The sequence below is a fragment of the Epilithonimonas pallida genome (genome assembly GCF_900182975.1).
Taxonomy (GTDB): domain Bacteria; phylum Bacteroidota; class Bacteroidia; order Flavobacteriales; family Weeksellaceae; genus Epilithonimonas; species Epilithonimonas pallida.
The window spans coordinates 142,104-164,048 of record NZ_FXUO01000006.1 but is presented as its reverse complement, the minus strand read 5'-3'; the positions used below and the strand labels follow the sequence as shown (position 1 = coordinate 164,048).

Genomic DNA, 21,945 nt, shown 5'->3' with positions numbered 1-21,945 from the left:
ATATATGATGAAAAAATTTACATTATTGAAGACCGGTTCCGGTTTTCCGGCTTTCTGGCAAGCCTTATTTTTGTTGTTTTCTTTGTCCGTATGGATGACAAAAGCGCAGACAATGCCTTATACTTTTTCACAGAGTAGCGGCACATACACTGCGATAACAGGAGGTACTGTTTTTCAGTCAGGAGCTACTATTTCTACTGATGCTGTCTCAAGTGCAATTACGTTACCTTTTACTTTTACTTTTAATGGAACCGCTTGTGACAGGGTATACATAAGTAATAATGGTTTTATTACGTTGGCTAACTCTACTACAACGACAGCTCCTACGGCAACTACGTATAATCCGATCTCTGCTGCAACAGGCTATGTTGGAGCCATTGCCGGTTATGGTTATGATATGAGACAATCTACAGCAAGTGGTGCGTCTTCAGAAATTAGATACCAAACTTTGAACTCAACACCCAATCAGGTATTTGTAGTTCAGTTTACTGATATTGCCCGATCGACTAACCCGAGTTCTGAAAAATTGACTTTTCAAATCAGATTAAGTGAAACAACTAATAAAGTAGATATTGTATATAATACGCCAACTGTTGCTGCAACTTCTACAACGGCGAGTAATTTTGGACAAGTAGGATTAAGGGGATCTAGTAATACTTCTTTTTCCAACAGAATGGTCTATGCTACATCTCCGTATAACACTTGGTCAGCTTCAGGTGCTGCAGGAGATAATGGTAATACAGCAAGAATTACATCAGGAACTGGTGTAGGTGGGCCTAATGTGATGATTTTTACTACCGCCTATTTTCCTACTGCCGGATTAACCTACTCATGGACACCTGTGTCATCATCGTTTTATCAATCATTGCCTTACACACAAAATTTTGAAAATGCATGGCAAAATATGACTTCAGTTGGGGATGTGCCGGCGGCTAACGGTGTTCTTACGATGCCGGGAACTGGTAATGGCTCTGTTAGAGCTAGTGATGTGACCACTGCTAACTCCGTTTGGTCTGGCACATCAGGAAGCTCTACGTTGGGAGCAGCTCAAGGTAGTAGAAGTGCAAGATTTCATACGTTTAATCATGATAATGCAGTTACTACAAACGGTTTATCAGGTAAAGGGTATTTGGATTTTTATTTAAATTTTTCTACTGTTGGCACAAAGCAGCTATCATTTGATTACATTAATCCCACAGGAACAGATGTATTAAATATCTATCTGTCAACGGATGGTGGTAAAACATTTGGAAGTTCATTAGGATCTTATGGGGTGTCAGCAGCGTGGTCAACTAAATCAATTGCTTCAGTTTCATCTTCTACATCATCTACCTGTGTTATTAGATTTGAATTCACATCTGACTATGGTAATGATGATATATATGTTGATAATGTTTCGGTTACAAGTCTTAGTACGTGTACAACGCCGTCTGCTCAGCCATCTTCTTTATCTTTTGGAACCACATCTTCTACTTCCATAGCAGGCTCATTTACTGCTCCTGCAACTGCTCCCAGTGGATATCTTATCCTAAGAAGTACGAGTTCCACAGCTCCAACACCAGTAAATGGAACGACTTATACTACGGCCAACACTGTTACTTTAGGAGGTATTTCTTATTATGTCATTCAGGGAAGTGCAACAACGGCTAATGCGACTACATTTACTGATTCGGGTTTGACAAGTAATACAAAATATTATTATTATGTATTTTCCTATAATAATGCTTGTAGTGGTGCACCATATTATTTAGCAACCTCGCCTTTATCCGGAAATAAAGTAACTTGTGCGGCTGCACCAACAGCGGCCACTACTCCTGTTACAGGTATTACAAGCAGTTCTGCAACGATCAATTGGGTTGCATCGGTAGCTGGTGGTTCTGCAGGGACAATAAACTATACCGTTGAGGTTTATACAGATTCGGGTTATACAACTCCAATTCCGGGATCTCCATATAATGCAGGTACTTCAACTTCTCAAGCAATTACCTTTACCAATGCGGCAACCACATATTATTACAGAATAAAAGCAAATAATGGTAGCTGTGATAGTGCTTATCTTACAGGAAGCTTTGTTCCTTCATGTGCTGTTCCAACAGGTTTGGCAGCAACAGCAAGTGCTACGACTACAGGAATTAGCTCAATATCAGGAAACTTCACAGCTACTGGCAGTTCATCCGTACCGACCGGTTATGTAGTTGTAAGATCTACATCATCCTCACTTCCTGTTTTGTCTTCAGGAGTTACATATACAGTAGGCGCTAATACTTCTGTTGCGACTAATGGATATATAGAATACGTTGGAACAACTGCAGGTAGTTGGACATCATCTTCATTAATGGGAGGAACAACATATTATTATTTTGTCTTTTCTTATAATAATACAGGTTGTTCAGGAGGACCGATATATTCTGCTTCGGCAACACAGGCCAATGCGACTACAACTGGTTGTCCGGCTTTTAGCTCCGTCATTTCTGTAGGTGGAAGCGTTACGACTTCTGGAAGTGTTTATCCTACATTAACGGCAGCAATTGCGGATTTATCTGTTTGTAGTATTAGTCAGCCAACAACACTTTCTATAAATAGTAGTTACAATTCGTCGTCGGAAACATTCCCTATAGTAATACCAAGTATTTCTGGTTCAAGCTCGACTAATACAGTTACTATAAAACCTGCAGCCGGAACATCGCCTGTTATAAGTGGTGCGGCAGCATCTAATCCATTAATTAAAATCAATGGTGGCAGTAATGTTGTCATCGATGGAAGTAATTCGGTCGGGGGAACAACTAGAGATTTGATATTGACAAACACTTCTGCTACGAGTCCAAATGTTGTTGTAATTGGCTCTCCGGATAGTACTCCCGTAACGAATGTTATCCTAAAAAATACAGTTTTGACAAATGGGGCAAATACCTCTTCTGCTGTGGTGGTGTCTTCTTCTGCAACTATAGGAAATGCAGGCTATTTTAATAATATTACTATTCAGAACAATTCTGTCAATAAGGCTTATGTAGGTATATATGTAATTGGGAATACTGCTACTAATAATGGCAATGGATTATTGATTGATGGTAATACTTTAAATTCTTCTGGTGCAAATTCTATACGATTGATAGGTATTTATGTACAAGGAGTAGATGGGAATTCAGTCATTTCTAATAATACTGTTGGCAACATTTCAAACTCAAATAGTGAGAGTGTGACGGGTATTTGGTTAGCAACAGCAGCTAATAAGGCTGCCGTTTATGGAAATAATATATCCGGTGTAGCATCCACTGTTAGTGGAAGTTATACAGCGGGAGGTATATATGTAAGTTCCGGAAGTACGGTTTCAGCTATTAATATCTACAATAATAATATCTCTAATATTTCCTCATTGGGAAGTTATGTAGATGGTAGTACAGGTATTGAAATTGGCGGTGCAACTGCAAATGTCAACATTTATTCCAATAAAATTTCTAATATTAAAAATACCAACACAAGTGGCTACGGTGCAGCTGGAATATTTCTAGGTTCTTCTGCAACAGTTGCCAATACTGCTTCGTATAATAATATGATATGGGATGTTGCAGGCTATGGTTCAGCGACTCTTACCAGAAATGGACACGGAATATATCTGTATTCTGGTGGTGGCTATAAACTTTATTACAATTCAGTTAATTTAACGACAAATCAAACTACAGGTATTAGTGCAGCGTTATATATCTATAGCAGTGTTTCTACTGCGAGTTCTGTGGATATGAGAAATAATATTTTTGCCAACAGTCAAACATCTAATACGCGTTATGCTATATATTCTACGTCTGCCAAAACAATATTCAGTAATATAGATTATAATGATTATTATTCTGCAGGTACATTAGGGTATTTAGTATCTGCTCAGTCAACTTTAGCAGCATGGCAGACGGCAACTGGTTCGGATGTTAATTCACTGAATGTATTGCCGCCGTTTGTATCAGCTACGGACTTGCATTTGTCAGGCAGCTCTTGTACGCCTATAGAAAGTGCTGGAACACCGATATCCGGAATCAGTACTGATATTGATAATGATTCAAGATCGTCATCTAATCCGGATTTAGGAGCCGATGAATTTAATGGAAATGCGCTTCCGAAAATTACTTCTGTAACAGGAGGTAGTAATTGCGGTACAGGAACAGTACAATTAACGGCTAACGGCAGTACTCTGGGCTCCGCAATCACAGAATACAGATGGTATTCAGCAGTTACAGGGGGAACTCTGGTTGGCACGTCGTCCACTAATAACTGGACTACGCCTTCCATTAGTACTACAACAAATTACTATGTTGCAGCATATAATGGTTGTGAATCAAATGTCAGGACTTTAGTTACTGCTACCATCAATCCTGTACCTACAGATATAAATATTGCATCTACTGTATCTCCTGGTGGTGCTGATGCTTGTACAACAGATTATGTAAAATTGGAAGCTACAGGTGGAGTTGTATCTACGCCTAATTCAAATGCTGTTAATTTAACCTTTGAAAATGGACTTACAGATTCGGTATCCGGTTCGTGGACTACTTCAAACACTTCTACAGCAGGAACACCTGCAAATGCAGCCTGGACAGTACAGAATAATGGATACGTTTATTCATCAACAACATTTAATTCCAATGATGCGAGTAAATTCATTATATCAAATAGTGATGCTCAGGGATCGGGTTCTACAACTAACACAGAATTGCGTTCGCCTGTATTCTCGTTGAAAAATTATACTTCAGCATCCTTGACATTTTATCATTATTACAGATATAATTCCGGAGATTCTGGAACAGTTCAGATTTCTACAGATGGAGGTTCCAATTGGGTATCTACTAATTTAGCAAGTTATAATGCTAATCAAGGAAGTTCTAACGCCTTTTCTCTTGTTACAATTGATTTGGCAAGTTATGTCGGACAGGAAAATCTGATGATTAGATTCTTATATTCCGCTTCTTATGATTGGTATTGGGCACTTGATAATATTAAAGTGTCAGGAAGTAAATCTGAACAACAGATAGTGTGGACTCCTGTAACTGGATTGTACACGAACTCTACATTAACAACAGCGTATACTGCGGGATCTTATGCTGCAACACTATATGCAGCTCCGGATGGAACACAATCTTATACTGCAAAATCGACTCAGGGAACTTGTGATAAAACATCTGTTGTCAGTGTGACAAAAAATAAAAATGAATTCACTGGAGCGGTTGACACTAACTGGAATACAGCAGGAAATTGGAGCATAAACCAGGTGCCTAACAATACCAAGTGTGTTATAATACCGGCTGACAAAACAGTTGTCATTAATATTAATAATGCTGAAGTCAAATCACTGACTATTGCAAGCACAGGTAAAACAACTATTACTGCTAGTAACTCGCTTAAAGTTGTTGATGGTATTACAATTGCCAATAATTCTAATAATGATAACCTGACGCTGGAAAGTGACGCTGTGTTATTACAAGAAAATGGTAGTGCGGTAAATACTGGAAAAATATTAGCACATCGTGATGTTAAAATGCGCAAAATGGATTACATCTACTGGAGCACACCAGTGTCTGGACAAAAGCTTTTGAATGATACAACACTCAATGATGGTTTCTCAGTCGGTACACCAAATAACAGGATTTTATATTATTATGAGCCCAATGATACATTCAAAGCAGTTCCTTCTACAGAAACTACATTTGTGACTGCAAAAGGCTATGCAATAAGAGGTAAAGATAGTTATGATGCATCGGTTTTAACTTCTGATAATACCTTAAAGTTTGTTGGTACGCCAAATAACGGATCTTATACTGTCAATATTCAGAAATCCGCCAATACAGGAACAGGAGGCACGGTTGAGCATGGTTATAATCTCATAGGTAATCCATATCCTTCTAATATTGATTTTGTTAAGTTTTTTAATTTAAGTAATAACAAAAATATTATTTACGGAAAGGCCTGGTTCTGGAGTAATATTACACCTACAACAACCCAACAAGGTTCTAGTTATTCGGGTAATAATTATGCTACAATCACTTTAGCAGGAGGAACACCGCCAACCTATAGTGATACAACGGTAACGCCGTCTCCTTCATCGGGAGCTTATACGCCAACCAAAAATATAAAGGTTGGACAAGGCTTTATTGTGCAAGCTAAAAACATAGGAACCGGACAAGCTCTTAGTTTTGATAATACAATCAGAAATAATGAAGCAGGAGTTTTCTATAATAACAAATCTTCCGAAGATGTCAATCGATATTGGTTAAAATTAATAACGCCACAGAATATTATTAATACGATATTGGTTGCGTACATGGATGGTGCAACGAATGCTTATGACGGAGATTACGATGCTGATCTTATAGCTGTAGGAGATGATTCTTTTTATTCAAAATTGTCTACTCATAAATTCCAAATTCAGGCTAGAGCAAGTTTCGCCGACAATGATGTTGTATCTTTGGGAACCAAATATTCTGCAAATGGAACTTATAAAATCAGTTTGGAAAATAATCAAGGGGTATTTGGTGAAAATCAGAATGTTTACCTAAAGGATAAATTGCTAAATAGTCTAACAAATCTGAGAGAAAAAGACTACAGCTTTTCAGCAATCAAAGGGACAGATGAAACCCGCTTTGAAATTGTGTATAAAGAGGATGCTGTTTTAGCATCTGATGACGCAACAAAGTCAGAATTTGAGGTTTACAGAACCAATGGTGATTATATTATAAAATCATCTAAACAATTAGGTAAGATCGAGGTTTATGATTCTTCCGGCAGACTGATGATGACTGCAAATACAAAAGAGAAAATTTTAAAACTCGATACTTCTGTACTTGTCAATGGAGTTTATATAATAAAAGCTGAGAATTCCGGAGATATTAGAACTAAGAAAATTATTAAGTAAGTTTCAAAAAATCTAATAAAGAGAGATGCTTTAAGTGCCTCTCTTTTTTTTGTTTAAAATATTAAACACTTATTTGAATGTAATTGTAAAAAATCTATTGGTAAATGGTTAATTGAAAATGTTTTAAGTTTTTTTATATGGTAAATAAAAAATAATTAATTTAGTAAGCTATTTCTAATTAACACATACACAAATTATAATGAAAACAAATTTATTCTCTGTTATTAATAGAATACATTTGGTATTTCTATTTTCATTGCTTTCTATTTTAGGATGGGGACAGGCTTCAATCACAACTTTAGGTGTTGCAGTTGTTGAAAATTTTAATTCATATTCAGGAACATCAACATTACCGGCAAACTGGACGACGAGCGGAACAGGTACTAATGGTAATGCTTTTCAGGGCACTACACAGACCACAGGTACTGCCGGAGGCTGGTATGGGAATACCAACATGTCTTATCTTGGTTCCGGAACAGCAAGCAATGGTAATGCAACCTGGAGATTACAGAATAATACAGGATCTACAATTACCAGTCTTAATTTTTCATTAGTTGCCAGGATGTGGAAATCTGGTTCTAATTCCCCAACAGTTTCATTAACTTATTCAACTAACTCAACAGGTATTATTCCCGCAGCAGGTGCACTAACTTCTGTTTTAACATTTAATGATGCTACCGCAAATATTTCTACAGGAACGACACTTTCACAGACAGTAGGTTCTCTTTCTATACCTAATGGTGATTATATTTATATAAGATTTATTCATGCCGGAGGGAGCAGTTCGGATAATTTAGGCTGGGATGATGTTTCTGTGACAGCATCAGGTGTAGCTTCTTCTTACTCCGGTGTGTCTCCAGGAGCAGGAGCAGAACCGTCAACTTTATCGTCTTTAATTAACACACAGGCATCATCAGTTCTTAATTTTGATTTTACTGTCACGGATGATAACAATACTACATCAGGCAATGATGCTTTGCCAACATTGATTAACCAGATTATCGTTCCGCAAGGAACAGGAAATGATGTTTCCGATTGGACTCAGGCCATTGCAGGGGCTGTTCTGACTGACGGCACCAATACCATTACCGGAACAGTTAATGCTGCTAATATTACTTTTTCCGGTATTCCGACAACAACCTCAGCATTAGGTTATGTTGGGGATGGAGCCAGTAAAACCTATACTTTGAAAATTTGGCTTAATACAACATTGGGAGGGACATTGCCAACAACAATTGATGGATTGAATCTGGCATTCAAAGTTGACAGAACTAATTTTACAACTGCAAGTTCTGCAACATCGACTCAATTTGAGTCAGGCGCTGGAACTGCAGTGGAGTCGGGGTCGAATAATAATGCTGTCACTGTAGTTGCTACAAAACTGGCATTTGTTCAGCAACCTTCCAATACTGCAATAAATGTTAATATGTCTCCTTCCGTAACAGTTTCAGCAAATGATGCTAACGGGAACAGAGATTTGGATTATGTAACATCTGTAGCTGTAACATCTACAGGGTCTTTGTCAGGAAGCCCGGTCAATGTAACTCCTGTCTCGGGATTGGCGACCTATTCTGCCTTACAGCATACGGCAACTGGTACAGGGCTTAAATTAACTGCCGGTTCATCTTCTTTTACAAGTGTCGACTCTAATACATTTAATATTAATTTAGTAAGTTCTGCTACGGATTATTTCCGTTCCAAGCAAACAGGATCACCCGGTAACTGGGGAACTGCTGCAAGCTGGGAATCTTCATCAGATAATATAAACTGGATAGACGCAACTTTGGTGCCTACATCCTCTGCAACGGCAATTACTGTAAGAAGTGGGCATACTATTACTGTTGCAGCCGCTGCCACCGGAAAAGCTATTACTGTAGAATCCGGAGGTTTTTTAACATTGACTTCTACTCTTACCGTATCTGATGGAACAGGAACTGATCTGCAGATCAATGGGACATTGAATATGAGTTCAGGAGGAACTTTAACTAATAATGGTACAGCAGCATTTAGTTCAACAGGAGTATATAATCATTCCCGAAGCGGTGGAGCTATACCTATTGCAACCTGGGATATGGCCAGTTTGTGTAATGTTTCAGGAGCAACTAGTGCGTTTCCTGCTAATTATGCACAAACCTATGGTAATTTTACCTGGAATGGAACATCACAATCAGGGAACCTTACCATAAATAATAATGCATTTCGAGTCAATGGATTATTCAGATTATTATCGACTAATGGAGGTAATACGTTTACAATGGGAGGGACTACACCAGGAACTTATGCTAATACATTAAACTCCGTTTCAATAGAAGGAGGTGTATTTGCAATTGCTTATACAAGTGGTGTGACTTCTACAACAACTGTTACCAATGATATGTCTATATCCGGCACCGGTGAAGTGAGAATCAATGGAAGCGCAGGTATTGGTACATTGAATATCGGAAGAGATTTGCTAATGAGCGGGTCAGGATATTTAATTTTATTATATGCATCAACAAGTCCAACCACGACAGTAACGGTAGCTCGTGATTTTATTTTATCAGGAAATTCTATTGTTGATCTGGAATATACAAACTCCTCTTCCGGATCCGGAATAATAAGTGTCGGTAGAAATCTTACTTCTACAAGTTCTGGTGATTCTGCCAATGGTGTAGTTTTGGATTTTGGCGGATCAACTATCACCGGAGCTGTTTCGGGTAACGCTATCAATATTGCGGGTAACTTTAGTTTTACAGGAACGGGGCTGATTCAGACATTTTCAGAAAATTCTCCTACAGGATTTGTATTTAATGGTTCGGGAATACAAACATTGACCTATACCACCAATTCGGGATTGCTTAACTGGGCTCCGATAACAATCAATAACGGCAGCGAGTTACAATTACTAAACAATATTACAATAGGGTCTTCAGCAACTAATCCCGCTGTTGTTGTTAATGTAAATGGTATTCTTGATTTTCAAAACTACACAATATCTGCAGGAACATCTACTGTCCCGAGAATTAATACTAATGCAGGAGCTACGTTAATCACTTCTAATTCTGGAGGAATTGGTGGAACAGGTACAACAGGAAGCTTACAAAATTTTAATAGCGTATCTCCAACATCAGCAGCAGGAAGGGTACAGTTGATAGCAGGCTTGAATTATACTTTTAACGGTGCAACAACAACACCATTCAATGTTAATATGGGAAACCCGGCTATAGTTAACATTAATGCTAACGTTACTAATAATATGAGCGGTATCACAACTACTATTACCAATGCATTAAATATTGCCGGAGGGACTACATTTACATTAAACAGTGCTGCAAATAGTAATCTGAGTCTAAGCAATACAAGTGCTGTATTAAACATTGCCAGTGGTGGTACATTTGACAATAACGGCGAGAATTACATCACTTCAACTGGTGGCGCTCCTGCAATTAATATTGATGGAACATTTATTACAAGAGATGCGCAGGGTTTTACAGGAATTAACACAAGTATACCAAGTATAATTCCAACACTTGGAAATAATTCTATTATAGAATATGGGTTGAATGGAAATCAGGCTGTAACGGATTTTGCTTATAAGAATCTAACATTTAGCGGCGGTGGAACAAAAACAACAACAACGATAAGTTCTATTACGGGAACTGTCACCATAAATTCGGGAGTAGTTGTGGATGCTGATACAAAAACATTTGGTGGAAGTGGTACCAATCTGACAATGCTCGGCACCAGCAAATTTATTACAGGTGGAAGCGGAACAAAACCAGATGCACAAGGAACTTATTCTTTAGCGGGTGCTTCTACAATAGAATTCACGGGAGCTTCAGCAACACAGATCAGATTATCACCACAATATGCAAATATTATTGTTTCGGGTACAAATGTGGTGGCAGGAACAACAACAAATGGTGGATTGACATTTCAAAACGGAGGTCATTTTACAGTAAGAAACGGAGCGAGATTTAAAGTTAATAATGATAATGGCTTCAGTGGAGCAGCTACAACAGCTATAAAAAATACCAACAATCCAACTATAACTTTAGATACAGGATCTACAATAGATTATACAGGAGCCGACCAAATAGTTACCAATAACTTATCATATGAAAACCTGGCGGTCTCAACAGCAGGAACTAAAACGGCGGCTACAGGTAATTTGACAGTTAATAATCTGACGACAGTTAGTGCAGGGACATTAAAAATTTCTGAAACAGCTGATAACACAACTTCGAATGTTCTATATGCTCATAAGGGTATTGCTAATACTGGCGGAACCGTTAGCTTTGGATCTAATGCACAATTGATGCAGGATGATGATGCTGTTAACACAGGAAATATCAAATCTTCGCGAAAGGCTAAACTGCCGAAAATGGGCTACACGTATTGGAGCTCACCTGTAACTTCGCAGAATCTATATGCTTTCTCGAATGGAGGTCAAACCGGAGGTACACCAAAAAGCAGATTTTTTGTCTATGATGAAGCGACTGATACTTTTAAAAACACAGGAGCTTTCTTGTTAAATGATTCATCAGTATTTGAAACAGGAAAGGGTTATGCAATAAGAGGTATGGATAACTTTACTACGACAATGCCAACAACTTCTTATGAGTTTACTTTTGCAGGCGTTCCTCATAATGCAGGTTTATCTTTTTCTCCTTTGAAGTGGACCAGTGTATCCAAAGGTTATAATCTGATAGGTAATCCATATCCTTCTAATATAAATTTTGATGATTTGTATGCATCCAATTCCACAAAGATGTATGCGACAGCCTACTTTTGGACCAATAATGATATGACAGTGACACAACAGCAAGGTTCCGGTTATTCAGGGAACAATTATGCGATATATAATCTTACCGGTGGAACGCCTGCAGTACATATAGACGGTGCTCCGGATCAGCCTTCTCTAGCAAGCATAACTCCAAATAACATTATCAAAGTTGGCCAGGGATTCATTATCAAAACCAAGCAAGCAGGAGGTGGACAATCTCTCGGTTTTTCCAATTCTGTAAGATTAACGGATAACGGAACTTTTTTTAATAATAAAAATAATACTGAGAAGGACAGATTTTGGCTAAGGCTGGTTTCTCCTTCTAATATTTCCAATGTAATTTTGATAGGTTATATTCCAGGCGCAACAAACGGTTATGAGATTGATTTTGACGGAGAATTATTCATTATCGGATCAGATTCTTTCTATTCATTATTAGACAGTAAAAAGTTGGCAATACAAGGTAAAGCTAGTTTTGATATTGATGATAAAGTCGGTTTGGGAAATGTTTATTCTCAGAATGGAAATTACAAAATCTCCATTGCCAATAAAGAGGGGATATTTGGAAGTTCGCAGAACATTTATTTAAAAGATAAACTGTTGAATAAAATTATTAATCTAAGTAATGAGGATTATATTTTCCAGGCTACAAAAGGGACCGATATTACACGTTTCGAAATTGTTTATAAGGATGAAGCGGTTCTAAACACAGGATCTAATTCCAAATCTGATTTTATAGTTTATAAAGATGGTAATAACCAGGTCATCAAATCATCTAAAAAACTGGGAGAAATTAAAGTATTTGATGTTTCCGGAAAATTGATTAAATCCTTAAACACCAACGACCTAGAAGTAAGAATTGATATGTCTACATTTTTAAATGGTGTTTATATATTAAAAGTTGAGAATTCCGGAGATATAAAAACTAAAAAAATAATTAAATAAACTTTAAAATATCTAATATTAGAGGCACTTTTAAGTGTCTTTTTTTATTTTGTATATGTCAAAAAATTCAAACGCTTATTTGATTATCATTATGAAAATCCTTTAAATAATAAGTAATCAAAAATAATTTAACTTTTTTTATGCGAGTATGTAAAAATTAATTAATTTAGCGCCCTTATTTCTAGTTTTTTAAAAATAGACTTTATATACCGATGAAGAAAAATTTATTTAATCAACAAAACACAAAAAAAATTTATAAGCAAGTTGTATTGCTTTTAATTCTATTTTTTTCTGGTAGTGTTTCGGGGCAAAACATTTTTACCTATAGTAATACTACTGCAACTATTCCAACTGGATTTGTTTTAACAAACAATGTTACTGCAAATGCTGTTGACCAAAGCACATATCTTCTTGTTGAAGCAGGAACAACAAGTGATTATATTGTTACTCCCAGCTATGATCTTTCGGCATATACAACAGCTACAATTAATGTAAATGTTGCAACATATGGTTCGGGAGCAAATAATTCTTTAAAAATTGAGTTTTCTACTAATGGAGGAACTTCTTGGAATACTACAACTTATACTACAGCTACACCGACATCTACAACTTATGTAACGGGGGGGCCTATTGTTATTACACAAACTTTTACATCTACAACAAAATTTCGATTTTCTAATTCGGCAACTAGCGGGAGAGGCGTTAGAATTCAGTCATTAAAGCTTGATGCATCGGGTTCTACAGCTATTACTTCTGCACAATCAGGGAATTGGTCCAGTACAAGCACATGGGTAGGCGGAGTTGTACCAACATCTTCTACTAATGCAATAATTGCTTCTGGGCATACTGTTACAATGGATAATGCTACATATTCTACTCGTAACAGCGGTACAAGTACTACAGTTAATGGAACATTAGCAACCAATGTAACATATACCAACAATGGAACAACGACTATCAACGGGACTTTCCAGCTTAATAACGGAGGCTATGCTAGCGGAACAGCATTATCTTATGCAGCAACGGGAAGCTCATTAGTTTTTAATAATGGAAGTTTGTATGGTGTTGGGTCTGGCAACGGTTTTTGGCCAACAAGCAATCCTCCTTATAATGTGACAATTAATTCCGGATCAAGTACACAGCTTAATACTACTGTTGGAGCTGTTGCCGGAATACTAACCTTAAATGGACAGCTTGATGCAGTTAATGCAATTACAGTTAATGGTACCTTGCAGTTAAACTCTGGAGGTTATATTTCTTCTAATGCACCGGTGTATGGATCTGCATCTACATTATTATATAACACGACTTATGGAGTAGGTACGGAATGGACAACTACAGGAACAACCGCAGGTAGTGGAGTTCCTAATAACGTAACGATTCAGAACAATGCTGCCGTTAGTTATTCTTCCGGTGCAGCAAGAGGAATGGCTGGTAATCTCAGTATTACTTCCGGATCTTTAACTTCCGGAGATGTATTGAATGTTAAAGGGAATATTGCCAATTCAGGGACTTTAACAGCCAATTCGACACTCAATGTTACTGGAACTACTACCAACTCCGGAACATTGGCAACCAATTCAACGGCTAATTTTACAGGAACGGTTACTAATTCAGGTACTTTCAATTCTAACGGAATATCTAATCTGACAGGTAACTTTAGTAACTCAGGTGCTACTTCGGCACTTAATTTAAATGGTGATTTTTATTTGGCTGGTAACTGGGCAAACGCAGGGACTTTCACCCCGAATAATAAAGCAGTATTTTTTAATGCGGCTACAGGAACGCAAACTATTACAAATACAAATGCGACCAATAGCAATACGGAAACATTTGCTTATCTGATTAATAACAAGGCTGCGGGAACACTGCAATTAAGCAGTAATGTTATTGTTAATGGTACATCAGGTGATGTATTACAATTACTAGGTGCAGCTAATCTCGATCTGAATGCAAAAACTTTGACACTATCCGGGGATAATGGAAATATATTGGCTTCAGGTGGAGTTAGAAATATTATTTCTGGTGTTGCTGGTGGTGTATTGGCAATATCAGGTAACAAAGTTGTAACATCAGCCAGTAGCGGATCATTAGTATTAGGAACTACAGCTAATCCTAGTTATTTAACAACAGCTTTGAATAAAGGATTAAATTTCGGTACAGGTAATTTGACAACAGTAAACAGTGTTTTACAAATCAATACTAATGGATATGCAAACGTCAATGCGCCAAAATATGCCAATACTTCAACATTGATTTATAATGCTGTTAATCCTTATACAGTCAATATAGAATGGATTGGTAATTCCAATACGGCAGGAATCGGTATTCCTCAAAATGTTACTTTGAACAGTTCTAATATTACTATGCCAACCGGAGCAAGAGGTTTGGCGGGGACATTAACAATCAATTCAGGCAGTACCATTAACTTAGAGGGAAGTATTGGTTCTGATCTTAGTATTGGTGGTAATTTGGTTAATAATGGAACGTTTAATACTAACAATAGAACTATAATTTTTAATGGTACTTCGGCACAAACAATAACAGGAGCGACTACATTCGATTATCTTACTATCAATAACTCTACAGGACTTACTCTGAGTGGAACATCAAGTTCAGTTACAGTAAATCAGACATTAGCTTTAACGTCAGGAAAAATAACTTTAGGGGCCAACAATTTAACAATAGGAGCGTCTGGCAGTATTACTGGCAATAGTTCGTCTAATTACATTGTTACAGCTGGTACAGGCCAATTGAAAAGAACAGTGGGATCTGGTGCAGTGGTTTTCCCTGTCGGATCGGCAAGTGCTTACAATCCAATAACATTTACCAATGCGGGAACGTCTGATGTTTATGGTGTAATTTTGACTTCCGGAACTGTTCCAAATGTTCAGGATGCAACATATACGGTTAATGACAGATGGCTTGTTTCTGAAGCTACATCTGGTGGAAGTAATCTTACTGTTGTTCCTCAGTGGAATACAACTGATCAGGGAACTAATTTTGCCTCGGGAACTCAGGCTTACATAGGATTTTATGATGGAACATCATGGACACAGAATACAGCGACTGTTTCAGGTAGCAATCCTTACACAGCAAATGCTGCTTCTGCTTTTACACCATCAACTTTGTCGGGAACTCAATATTTTGCTGTAGGGAAAGATAATGGGTTCAAATGTGCAGCTACACCTATTACTTACTCACAAGGATTTAATGCTTCAACAACACCAGCTTGTTGGGCTACTTCATTGGTGTCAACATCTACGCAAACCGCAACCAAAATTTCTTATGTAACATCAGGAACTAATCCCACAACCAGTCCACAAGAAGGAAGCTATTTTGTACGATATAATTCATATTCTAATTCAGGCGGGGGAATCGGTTCTGAAGAGAGATTAATTACAGCTCCATTATCATCTGTTGGCATACAAAGTGTGGACTTAGAGTTTTATTGGAGAAACGAAAATAATACATCATATAATTCCGGTAGCTATCTTAATGAAGGGGTTCAAATACAGTATTCCTTGGATGGTGCTAACTGGACTGATGTTTCCGGAGGTTTTTTCGCAAGAACTGATTCTGGTTTAGCGTCAGGTTCTGCTGCTTGGAATCTTAAAAAATTAACTTTGCCAACAGCTTGTGCGAACGCTTCTACATTTTATGTCGCTTTCAAATTCCATTCAGAATACGGAGATAATATGTATTTGGATAATGTTGTGGTAAAACAAAGTCCTCCAACATTATTGGTAAATGGAACCTCTTCAGCCTCATTAAGTTTTGGAAGCAATGATATAGGTTCAACAGTTACTCCTCAAACATTCAGTTTGTCCGGAACTAACCTGACTGGTGCTCCATCAAATATTACTTTGACAGCTCCGACTGATTTTCAAATTTCTTCTGATGGAGGAACAACTTGGGGTAGCTCAACATCAGTTGCTTATACAACATCAACATTATCAGCTCTTAATATTTCAGTAAAATATGTTCCTTCCACTTGCGGAAGTATTTCATCCGGAACGGTAACATTCAGTGGAGGAGGAGTTTCTACATATCCTACGCTTTCTGTTTCCGGAACAGCAACGCTGGCTAAACCGGTTACAAATACAACAGATATTACAGCTACTACTTTCACCGCAAATTGGGGAGCAGTAAGTGGCGCAAGCGGTTATGAACTGGATGTTTATACAATGTCTACAGGGACGGCAACACTTACAAATGGTTTTGATAATGGAACTACTGCACCTACAGACTGGATATATACAGGGATCAGCAGCACTTATACTACTTCCGGAAATTATGGACAATCTTCACCTTCTGTAAGTTTTGATACCACAGCAGATAAGATTTTGACTCCGGTTCTTTCAGGAAGTGCTACAGAATTGAAATTCTGGATCAAAGGTCAAGGTACAGCTGCATCAAGTGAGTTCAGGGTTAGAGGCTGGGATTCTGTAAACTCTCAATGGGTAGTAATCCAAAACATAACTAACTCTATCCCAACAACGGGAACAACTATTACTTATAATGCATCTACTACTCCCGCATTACCAGCAAATATTACTCAGTTCGAGTTTTATTATAATCTAAAAACTTCTGGTAATGTTGCCTTAGATGATATTAGTATTAAATATAATTCTGTTGTAGAATCATTAATCAGCGGATACAATCCGAAAGTTATTACCGGAGGATCTGTTACATCTCAACTTGTTACAGGCCTAACTCCTAATACGACATATTATTACAGGGTCAGGGCAAAAAGCGGATCTTGCCAATCGGTGAATTCTGATGCTCAAACAGTTTTAACAAATAATACCGTTGTTTGGAATAATAATGCATGGACCAATACAACGGGACCGGACACAACTTTAGATGCCGTTATTAGAACTCCTTACTATGTAGGAAACTCTGGTCAGCCTGATTTTACAGTTAAAAATTTGACCATAGAAAGTAGTACAGGATTATTAAAAATCAAATCTGGTCATAGTATTACAATTAGCGGTGACATAACAACGCCGGATAACAAAATTATTATTGAAAGTGATGCCAGTCTTACACAGACAAAACTTACAGATGGAAATAGTAGCAACAAAGCTATTGCGAAGAGAAATGTAAAAATGAAAACCCTTGATTATACTTACTGGAGTTCTCCTGTAAAAGATCAAGTGTTGCTTAATACAACTAATGTCAATGCTAATAACAGTAGTGGTGGTTTTTCTCCCGGAACTCCTAATAACAGGACTTATGAGTATAATGAGGTAAATGACAGTTTCAAAGCTACCACAAATGCAACATTTATCCCTGCAAAAGGTTATGCTATAAGGGGTAAGTCTACGTACGGAACAAGCTTTGCGGTCGATTCTTTATCGTTTAATGGAAATCTTAATAATGGAGATTATTCAATCCAGATTCAGAAATCTAAAAATACTATAATCAATGGAGTTACTTATGAGCATGGTTATAATTTGATAGGAAATCCATATCCTTCAAACATAAACTTTATTAAGTTTTATAATTTGGATCAGGGTAATGGTGTTAAAAACAGTGATGTTATTTTTGGAAAGGCTTGGTTTTGGACCAATTTCTCTGCAAGTGCTACACAAGCAGGATCTTCTTATTCCGGTAATAATTATGCTACAATTACTCTTGCTGGAGGAGCTTCGCCGACAAGTGTAGACTCTGCAACAGGAACTCCGACTCCAAACGAATTTATAAAAGTAGCACAAGGATTTATTGTTCAGATGAGAGCAACACCTCCAACCGGAAGTACGCCAGTTACAGGAACTGTTAAGTTTGATAATTCCATAAGAACTAATGATAATACAGGACACTTTTATAATGATAATAAGAACTCTGCGAGTGATGAGATTAATCGTTATTGGCTAAAAATGGTATCGCCATATAATATTTCCAATACGATTCTAATAGCACACATGGATGGAGCGACTAATCAATATGATGCGGATTACGATGCGGAACTTTTATCTGTTGGGGATGATTCTTTCTACTCGAAGATTAATACACAAAAGCTACATATCCAGGCTAGAAGTAATCCTATTAGCGATGAAGATTTTGTGGCTCTAGGTGCAAAGTATTCTATGAATGGTACTTATAAAATAAGCTTGGGCAATAGAGAAGGAATATTTGTTTCCGATCAGAAAATATATTTGAGAGATAAACTGACCGTTACTTATACAGATCTTACTTCTCAGGATTATACTTTCAGTACTAGCAAAGGTACGGATGAAAACAGATTTGAGATCGTATATAAGAACAAAGAAGTTTTAGGAACAAACAATCTTAGCAAATCAGATTTTATCGTATATAGAGATGGAAATTATTTTGTAATAAAATCTTCTGCAAATTTGGGTAAAATAGAACTTTATGATGTAAGTGGGAAATTGATCCAGTCTAAATATTCTTCGGAAAAATCTATTAGAATGGATGTTAGCACACTTTCGTCAGGCGTTTATATTATAAAAGCTGAAAATTCTGGAAATGTCAGAACAAAAAAAATAATTAAATAAACATACATAAAAGATTGATAAAAGAATTGTTAATTTTATTTAATGTTAATAATTTATATATTTTTATTAAAATTTTATATCTTTACAACCTGAAAAATATGTCTAGTTTCAAACTTCAGATGAGAAAATATTTGTCCATTATATGTATCACCTTGAGTGTTATATGTTTAGCGCAGTTTAGAGCTGAGAATGAGTTTGATAATAATAATCAAATTCAATCTAATGAACAGCAATCCAACCATAATGTTGATCCAAATGATCCAACACAGGTTCAAAGTGCTCCAAATAATACATTTAACGAAAATGAGGAACAAAATTCTAATTTAGTCCCTAATGGAGGTGAACATCCGGAAGGTCCTGGTAATCCGGGTGAACCTGTACCTATTAATAGTCTTATCCCGGTATTACTACTAAGCGGTATGTCTTTGATGATTTATTATCAGAGAAAAAATAAGAAAACTAATATTTAAAAATATTTAAATCCGGAATTTTAAAATTTCGGATTTGTTTTGTTAAGATGTACAAAAGCTTTTTAAAACCATCATTTGATTTTATATTTTCATTTATACTGTTATTGATATTATCTCCTGTATTATTGATAGTTATCACTCTGTTATATTTTTTTAATCAGAAAAATGTATTTTTTCTTCAGAGCCGCCCGGGTAAGAATGAAAAAGTTTTCAAAATCATTAAGTTTAAAACTATGACAGACCAGAAAGATGAGTTCGGAAATCTTTTGCCGGATGAATTCAGATTGACAAAAATGGGGAAATTCGTAAGAAAAACTTCTTTAGACGAACTTCCTCAGCTAATCAATGTTTTGAAAGGGGATATGAGTTTTATAGGGCCTCGTCCACTTTTGGTAAGCTATCTTTCTTTATATAATGAAGAACAGAAGAAAAGACATTTGATTAAGCCGGGAATAACAGGGTGGGCTCAGGTTAATGGTAGAAACACAATCACGTGGGCTCAAAAGTTTATTTATGATGTGTACTATGTCAATAATATCAGTTTTTTACTGGACGCTAAAATATTTTTATTAACTATTAAAAAAGTGCTTAAAAGAGAAGGTATTAATACTGTTGGACAAGCAACTACAGAAAGTTTTAATGGAAAGAACTAAAAAATGAAGACAAATATTTTAATTACATCTGCAGGACAAAGGGTTTCTTTGGTTAATGCTTTTATGAAAGAACTTAAAAAAAAATTTCCTGATTCCAGGGTAATTACAGTTGATCTTCAACCAGAATTATCACCGGCTTGTCAAATTTCGGATTTTTATTACAAAGTTTGTAAAGTAACAGATGAAAATTACATCCCAGAAATTTTAAATATTTGTGAAAAAGAAAATATAGGAATGGTAATTCCTACCATTGATACCGAATTGAGAGTTTTTTCAGATAGTATTGGCTTTTTTAAACTTAATAATATTTATTTGATTATTTCAGATAAGCAATTAATTAAAAGTTGTAGAGACAAGAGAGAATTAAATAATTTTTTTTCAAAGCATGATATAAAATTTCCTAAACCTATTGATAAAAAAAATCCAACTTTTCCACTTTTCATCAAGCCATATGATGGTAGCCTGAGTCAGGATATCTATATAATTAAAAAAGAAGATGAAATTACAGATTATCATTTGGGTCATCCTAAGTTTATGTTTATGGAATATATAGATTCTTCTCTATATAAAGAATATACTGTAGATTGCTATTATAACAAAAATAATGAGTTATCATGTGCAGTTCCAAGACAGAGAATTGCTATAAGAAGTGGAGAAATCCATAAAGGTGTTACTACTAAAAATGAAATTATAAATTACTTACTAGAAAAACTCCATATAATATCCGGTGCAATAGGATGCATTACAATTCAATTGTTCTACAACAAAAACAATAACGATATTATAGCAATCGAGATTAACCCAAGATTCGGAGGGGGATATCCGCTTTCTTATGAAGCAGGAGCTAATTATCCAAAAATGTTAATCGAAGAATATTTTGAAAATAAATGCATTAATTATACTGATGATTGGGAAGACAAATTATTAATGCTAAGATATGATGCAGAAGTTCTTGTAAGAAATTATGAATAAATATATTGTTTTCGATCTGGATGATACACTCTTTTATGAGGTGGATTTTCTAAAATCTGCTTATAAAGAAATTGCAAAAAAACTTGTCCCAGACGATAATTATATTTCTCTTTATAATGAGATGCTTGAGCTTTACTATAAGCAACAAGACGTTTTTGGAATTTTAGCTTCGAAATTTCATTCTTCAAAAGAAGTGCTCCTCACATTATATCGTGAGCATTTTCCCGATATCAATTTAAGAGATGGAGTAAAAGATATTTTGAATAAATTAAAAGACGAAAATATAAAAATGGGGCTGCTTACAGATGGTAGATCCGTTACTCAGAGAAACAAGATTAAGGCATTGGATATTGAAAATTATTTTGATAAAATCATAATTTCAGAAGAGTTTGGGTCAGAAAAGCCGGATAAAAAGAATTATAATGTTTTCCTAGAGCCTGGATATGAGTTTTTCTATATTGCGGATAATCCCAAAAAGGATTTTATCACGCCCAATCTACTAGGTTGGAAAACAATTATGATAGAAGATAATGAGGGCAAGAAGATTCATGCAATCCCCAATATTTTACAAGAAAAATATAATGCAGAAAAAACAGTATCATGGCAATATTTTTATGCTTTAATTGAGTAACTTTGTGAAAATATCAATCTAATATTTTAATTGTAATTTATAAAAGTAAATAGCAATCAAATTATAAGTTTGAATAAAATTTAAACTAACGTA

Annotated in this window: 7 protein-coding genes; all 7 read left to right on the top strand. The window is 36.1% G+C overall.

Annotated features, from left to right (window positions below; all coding sequences use genetic code 11):
* Positions 1-4 precede the first annotated feature (4 nt).
* The 7 genes from QOL71_RS13020 to QOL71_RS12990 all read left to right on the top strand — a co-directional run bounded on the left by QOL71_RS13020 (position 5) and on the right by QOL71_RS12990 (position 21,852).
* A complete protein-coding gene (locus QOL71_RS13020) occupies positions 5-6,895 on the top strand; it encodes an Ig-like domain-containing protein (protein WP_283417340.1) in 6,891 nt (2,296 codons plus the stop codon).
* A 199-nt stretch (positions 6,896-7,094) separates the two neighbouring features.
* Positions 7,095-12,605, top strand: coding sequence for a T9SS type A sorting domain-containing protein (locus QOL71_RS13015; RefSeq protein WP_283417339.1), 5,511 nt, complete (start codon positions 7,095-7,097; stop codon positions 12,603-12,605).
* Between the two features lie 269 nt (positions 12,606-12,874).
* Positions 12,875-19,126 carry a T9SS type A sorting domain-containing protein gene (locus QOL71_RS13010; protein ID WP_283417338.1) on the top strand — a complete coding sequence of 2,084 codons (6,252 nt, stop codon included), beginning with the start codon at positions 12,875-12,877 and terminating at the stop codon, positions 19,124-19,126.
* A gap of 14 nt (positions 19,127-19,140) precedes the next feature.
* The gene (locus QOL71_RS13005; RefSeq protein ID WP_283417337.1) at positions 19,141-19,596 is read left to right on the top strand and encodes a hypothetical protein; all 456 of its coding nucleotides are present in this window, start codon (positions 19,141-19,143) and stop codon (positions 19,594-19,596) included.
* 47 nt (positions 19,597-19,643) lie between these two features.
* Positions 19,644-20,249 (top strand): sugar transferase, encoded by a 606-nt coding sequence (locus QOL71_RS13000; RefSeq protein WP_283417336.1) that lies wholly within the window; start codon positions 19,644-19,646, stop codon positions 20,247-20,249.
* Positions 20,250-20,252: 3 nt separating this feature from the next.
* Positions 20,253-21,221 (top strand): ATP-grasp domain-containing protein, encoded by a 969-nt coding sequence (locus tag QOL71_RS12995; protein ID WP_283417335.1) that lies wholly within the window; start codon positions 20,253-20,255, stop codon positions 21,219-21,221.
* Positions 21,214-21,852 (top strand): HAD family hydrolase, encoded by a 639-nt coding sequence (locus QOL71_RS12990; protein ID WP_283417334.1) that lies wholly within the window; start codon positions 21,214-21,216, stop codon positions 21,850-21,852. Before QOL71_RS12995 ends, QOL71_RS12990 begins: the two co-directional genes overlap by 8 nt.
* Positions 21,853-21,945: the final 93 nt, after the last annotated feature.

Bases quoted from the DNA above. Each gene is read 5' to 3' on its own strand.
- QOL71_RS12990 (WP_283417334.1), top strand. From the start codon at position 21,214: ATGAATAAATATATTGTTTTCGATCTGGATGATACACTCTTTTATGAG.
- QOL71_RS12995 (WP_283417335.1), top strand. From the start codon at position 20,253: ATGAAGACAAATATTTTAATTACATCTGCAGGACAAAGGGTTTCTTTG.
- QOL71_RS13020 (WP_283417340.1), top strand. From the start codon at position 5: ATGATGAAAAAATTTACATTATTGAAGACCGGTTCCGGTTTTCCGGCT.
- QOL71_RS13000 (WP_283417336.1), top strand. From the start codon at position 19,644: ATGTACAAAAGCTTTTTAAAACCATCATTTGATTTTATATTTTCATTT.
- QOL71_RS13015 (WP_283417339.1), top strand. From the start codon at position 7,095: ATGAAAACAAATTTATTCTCTGTTATTAATAGAATACATTTGGTATTT.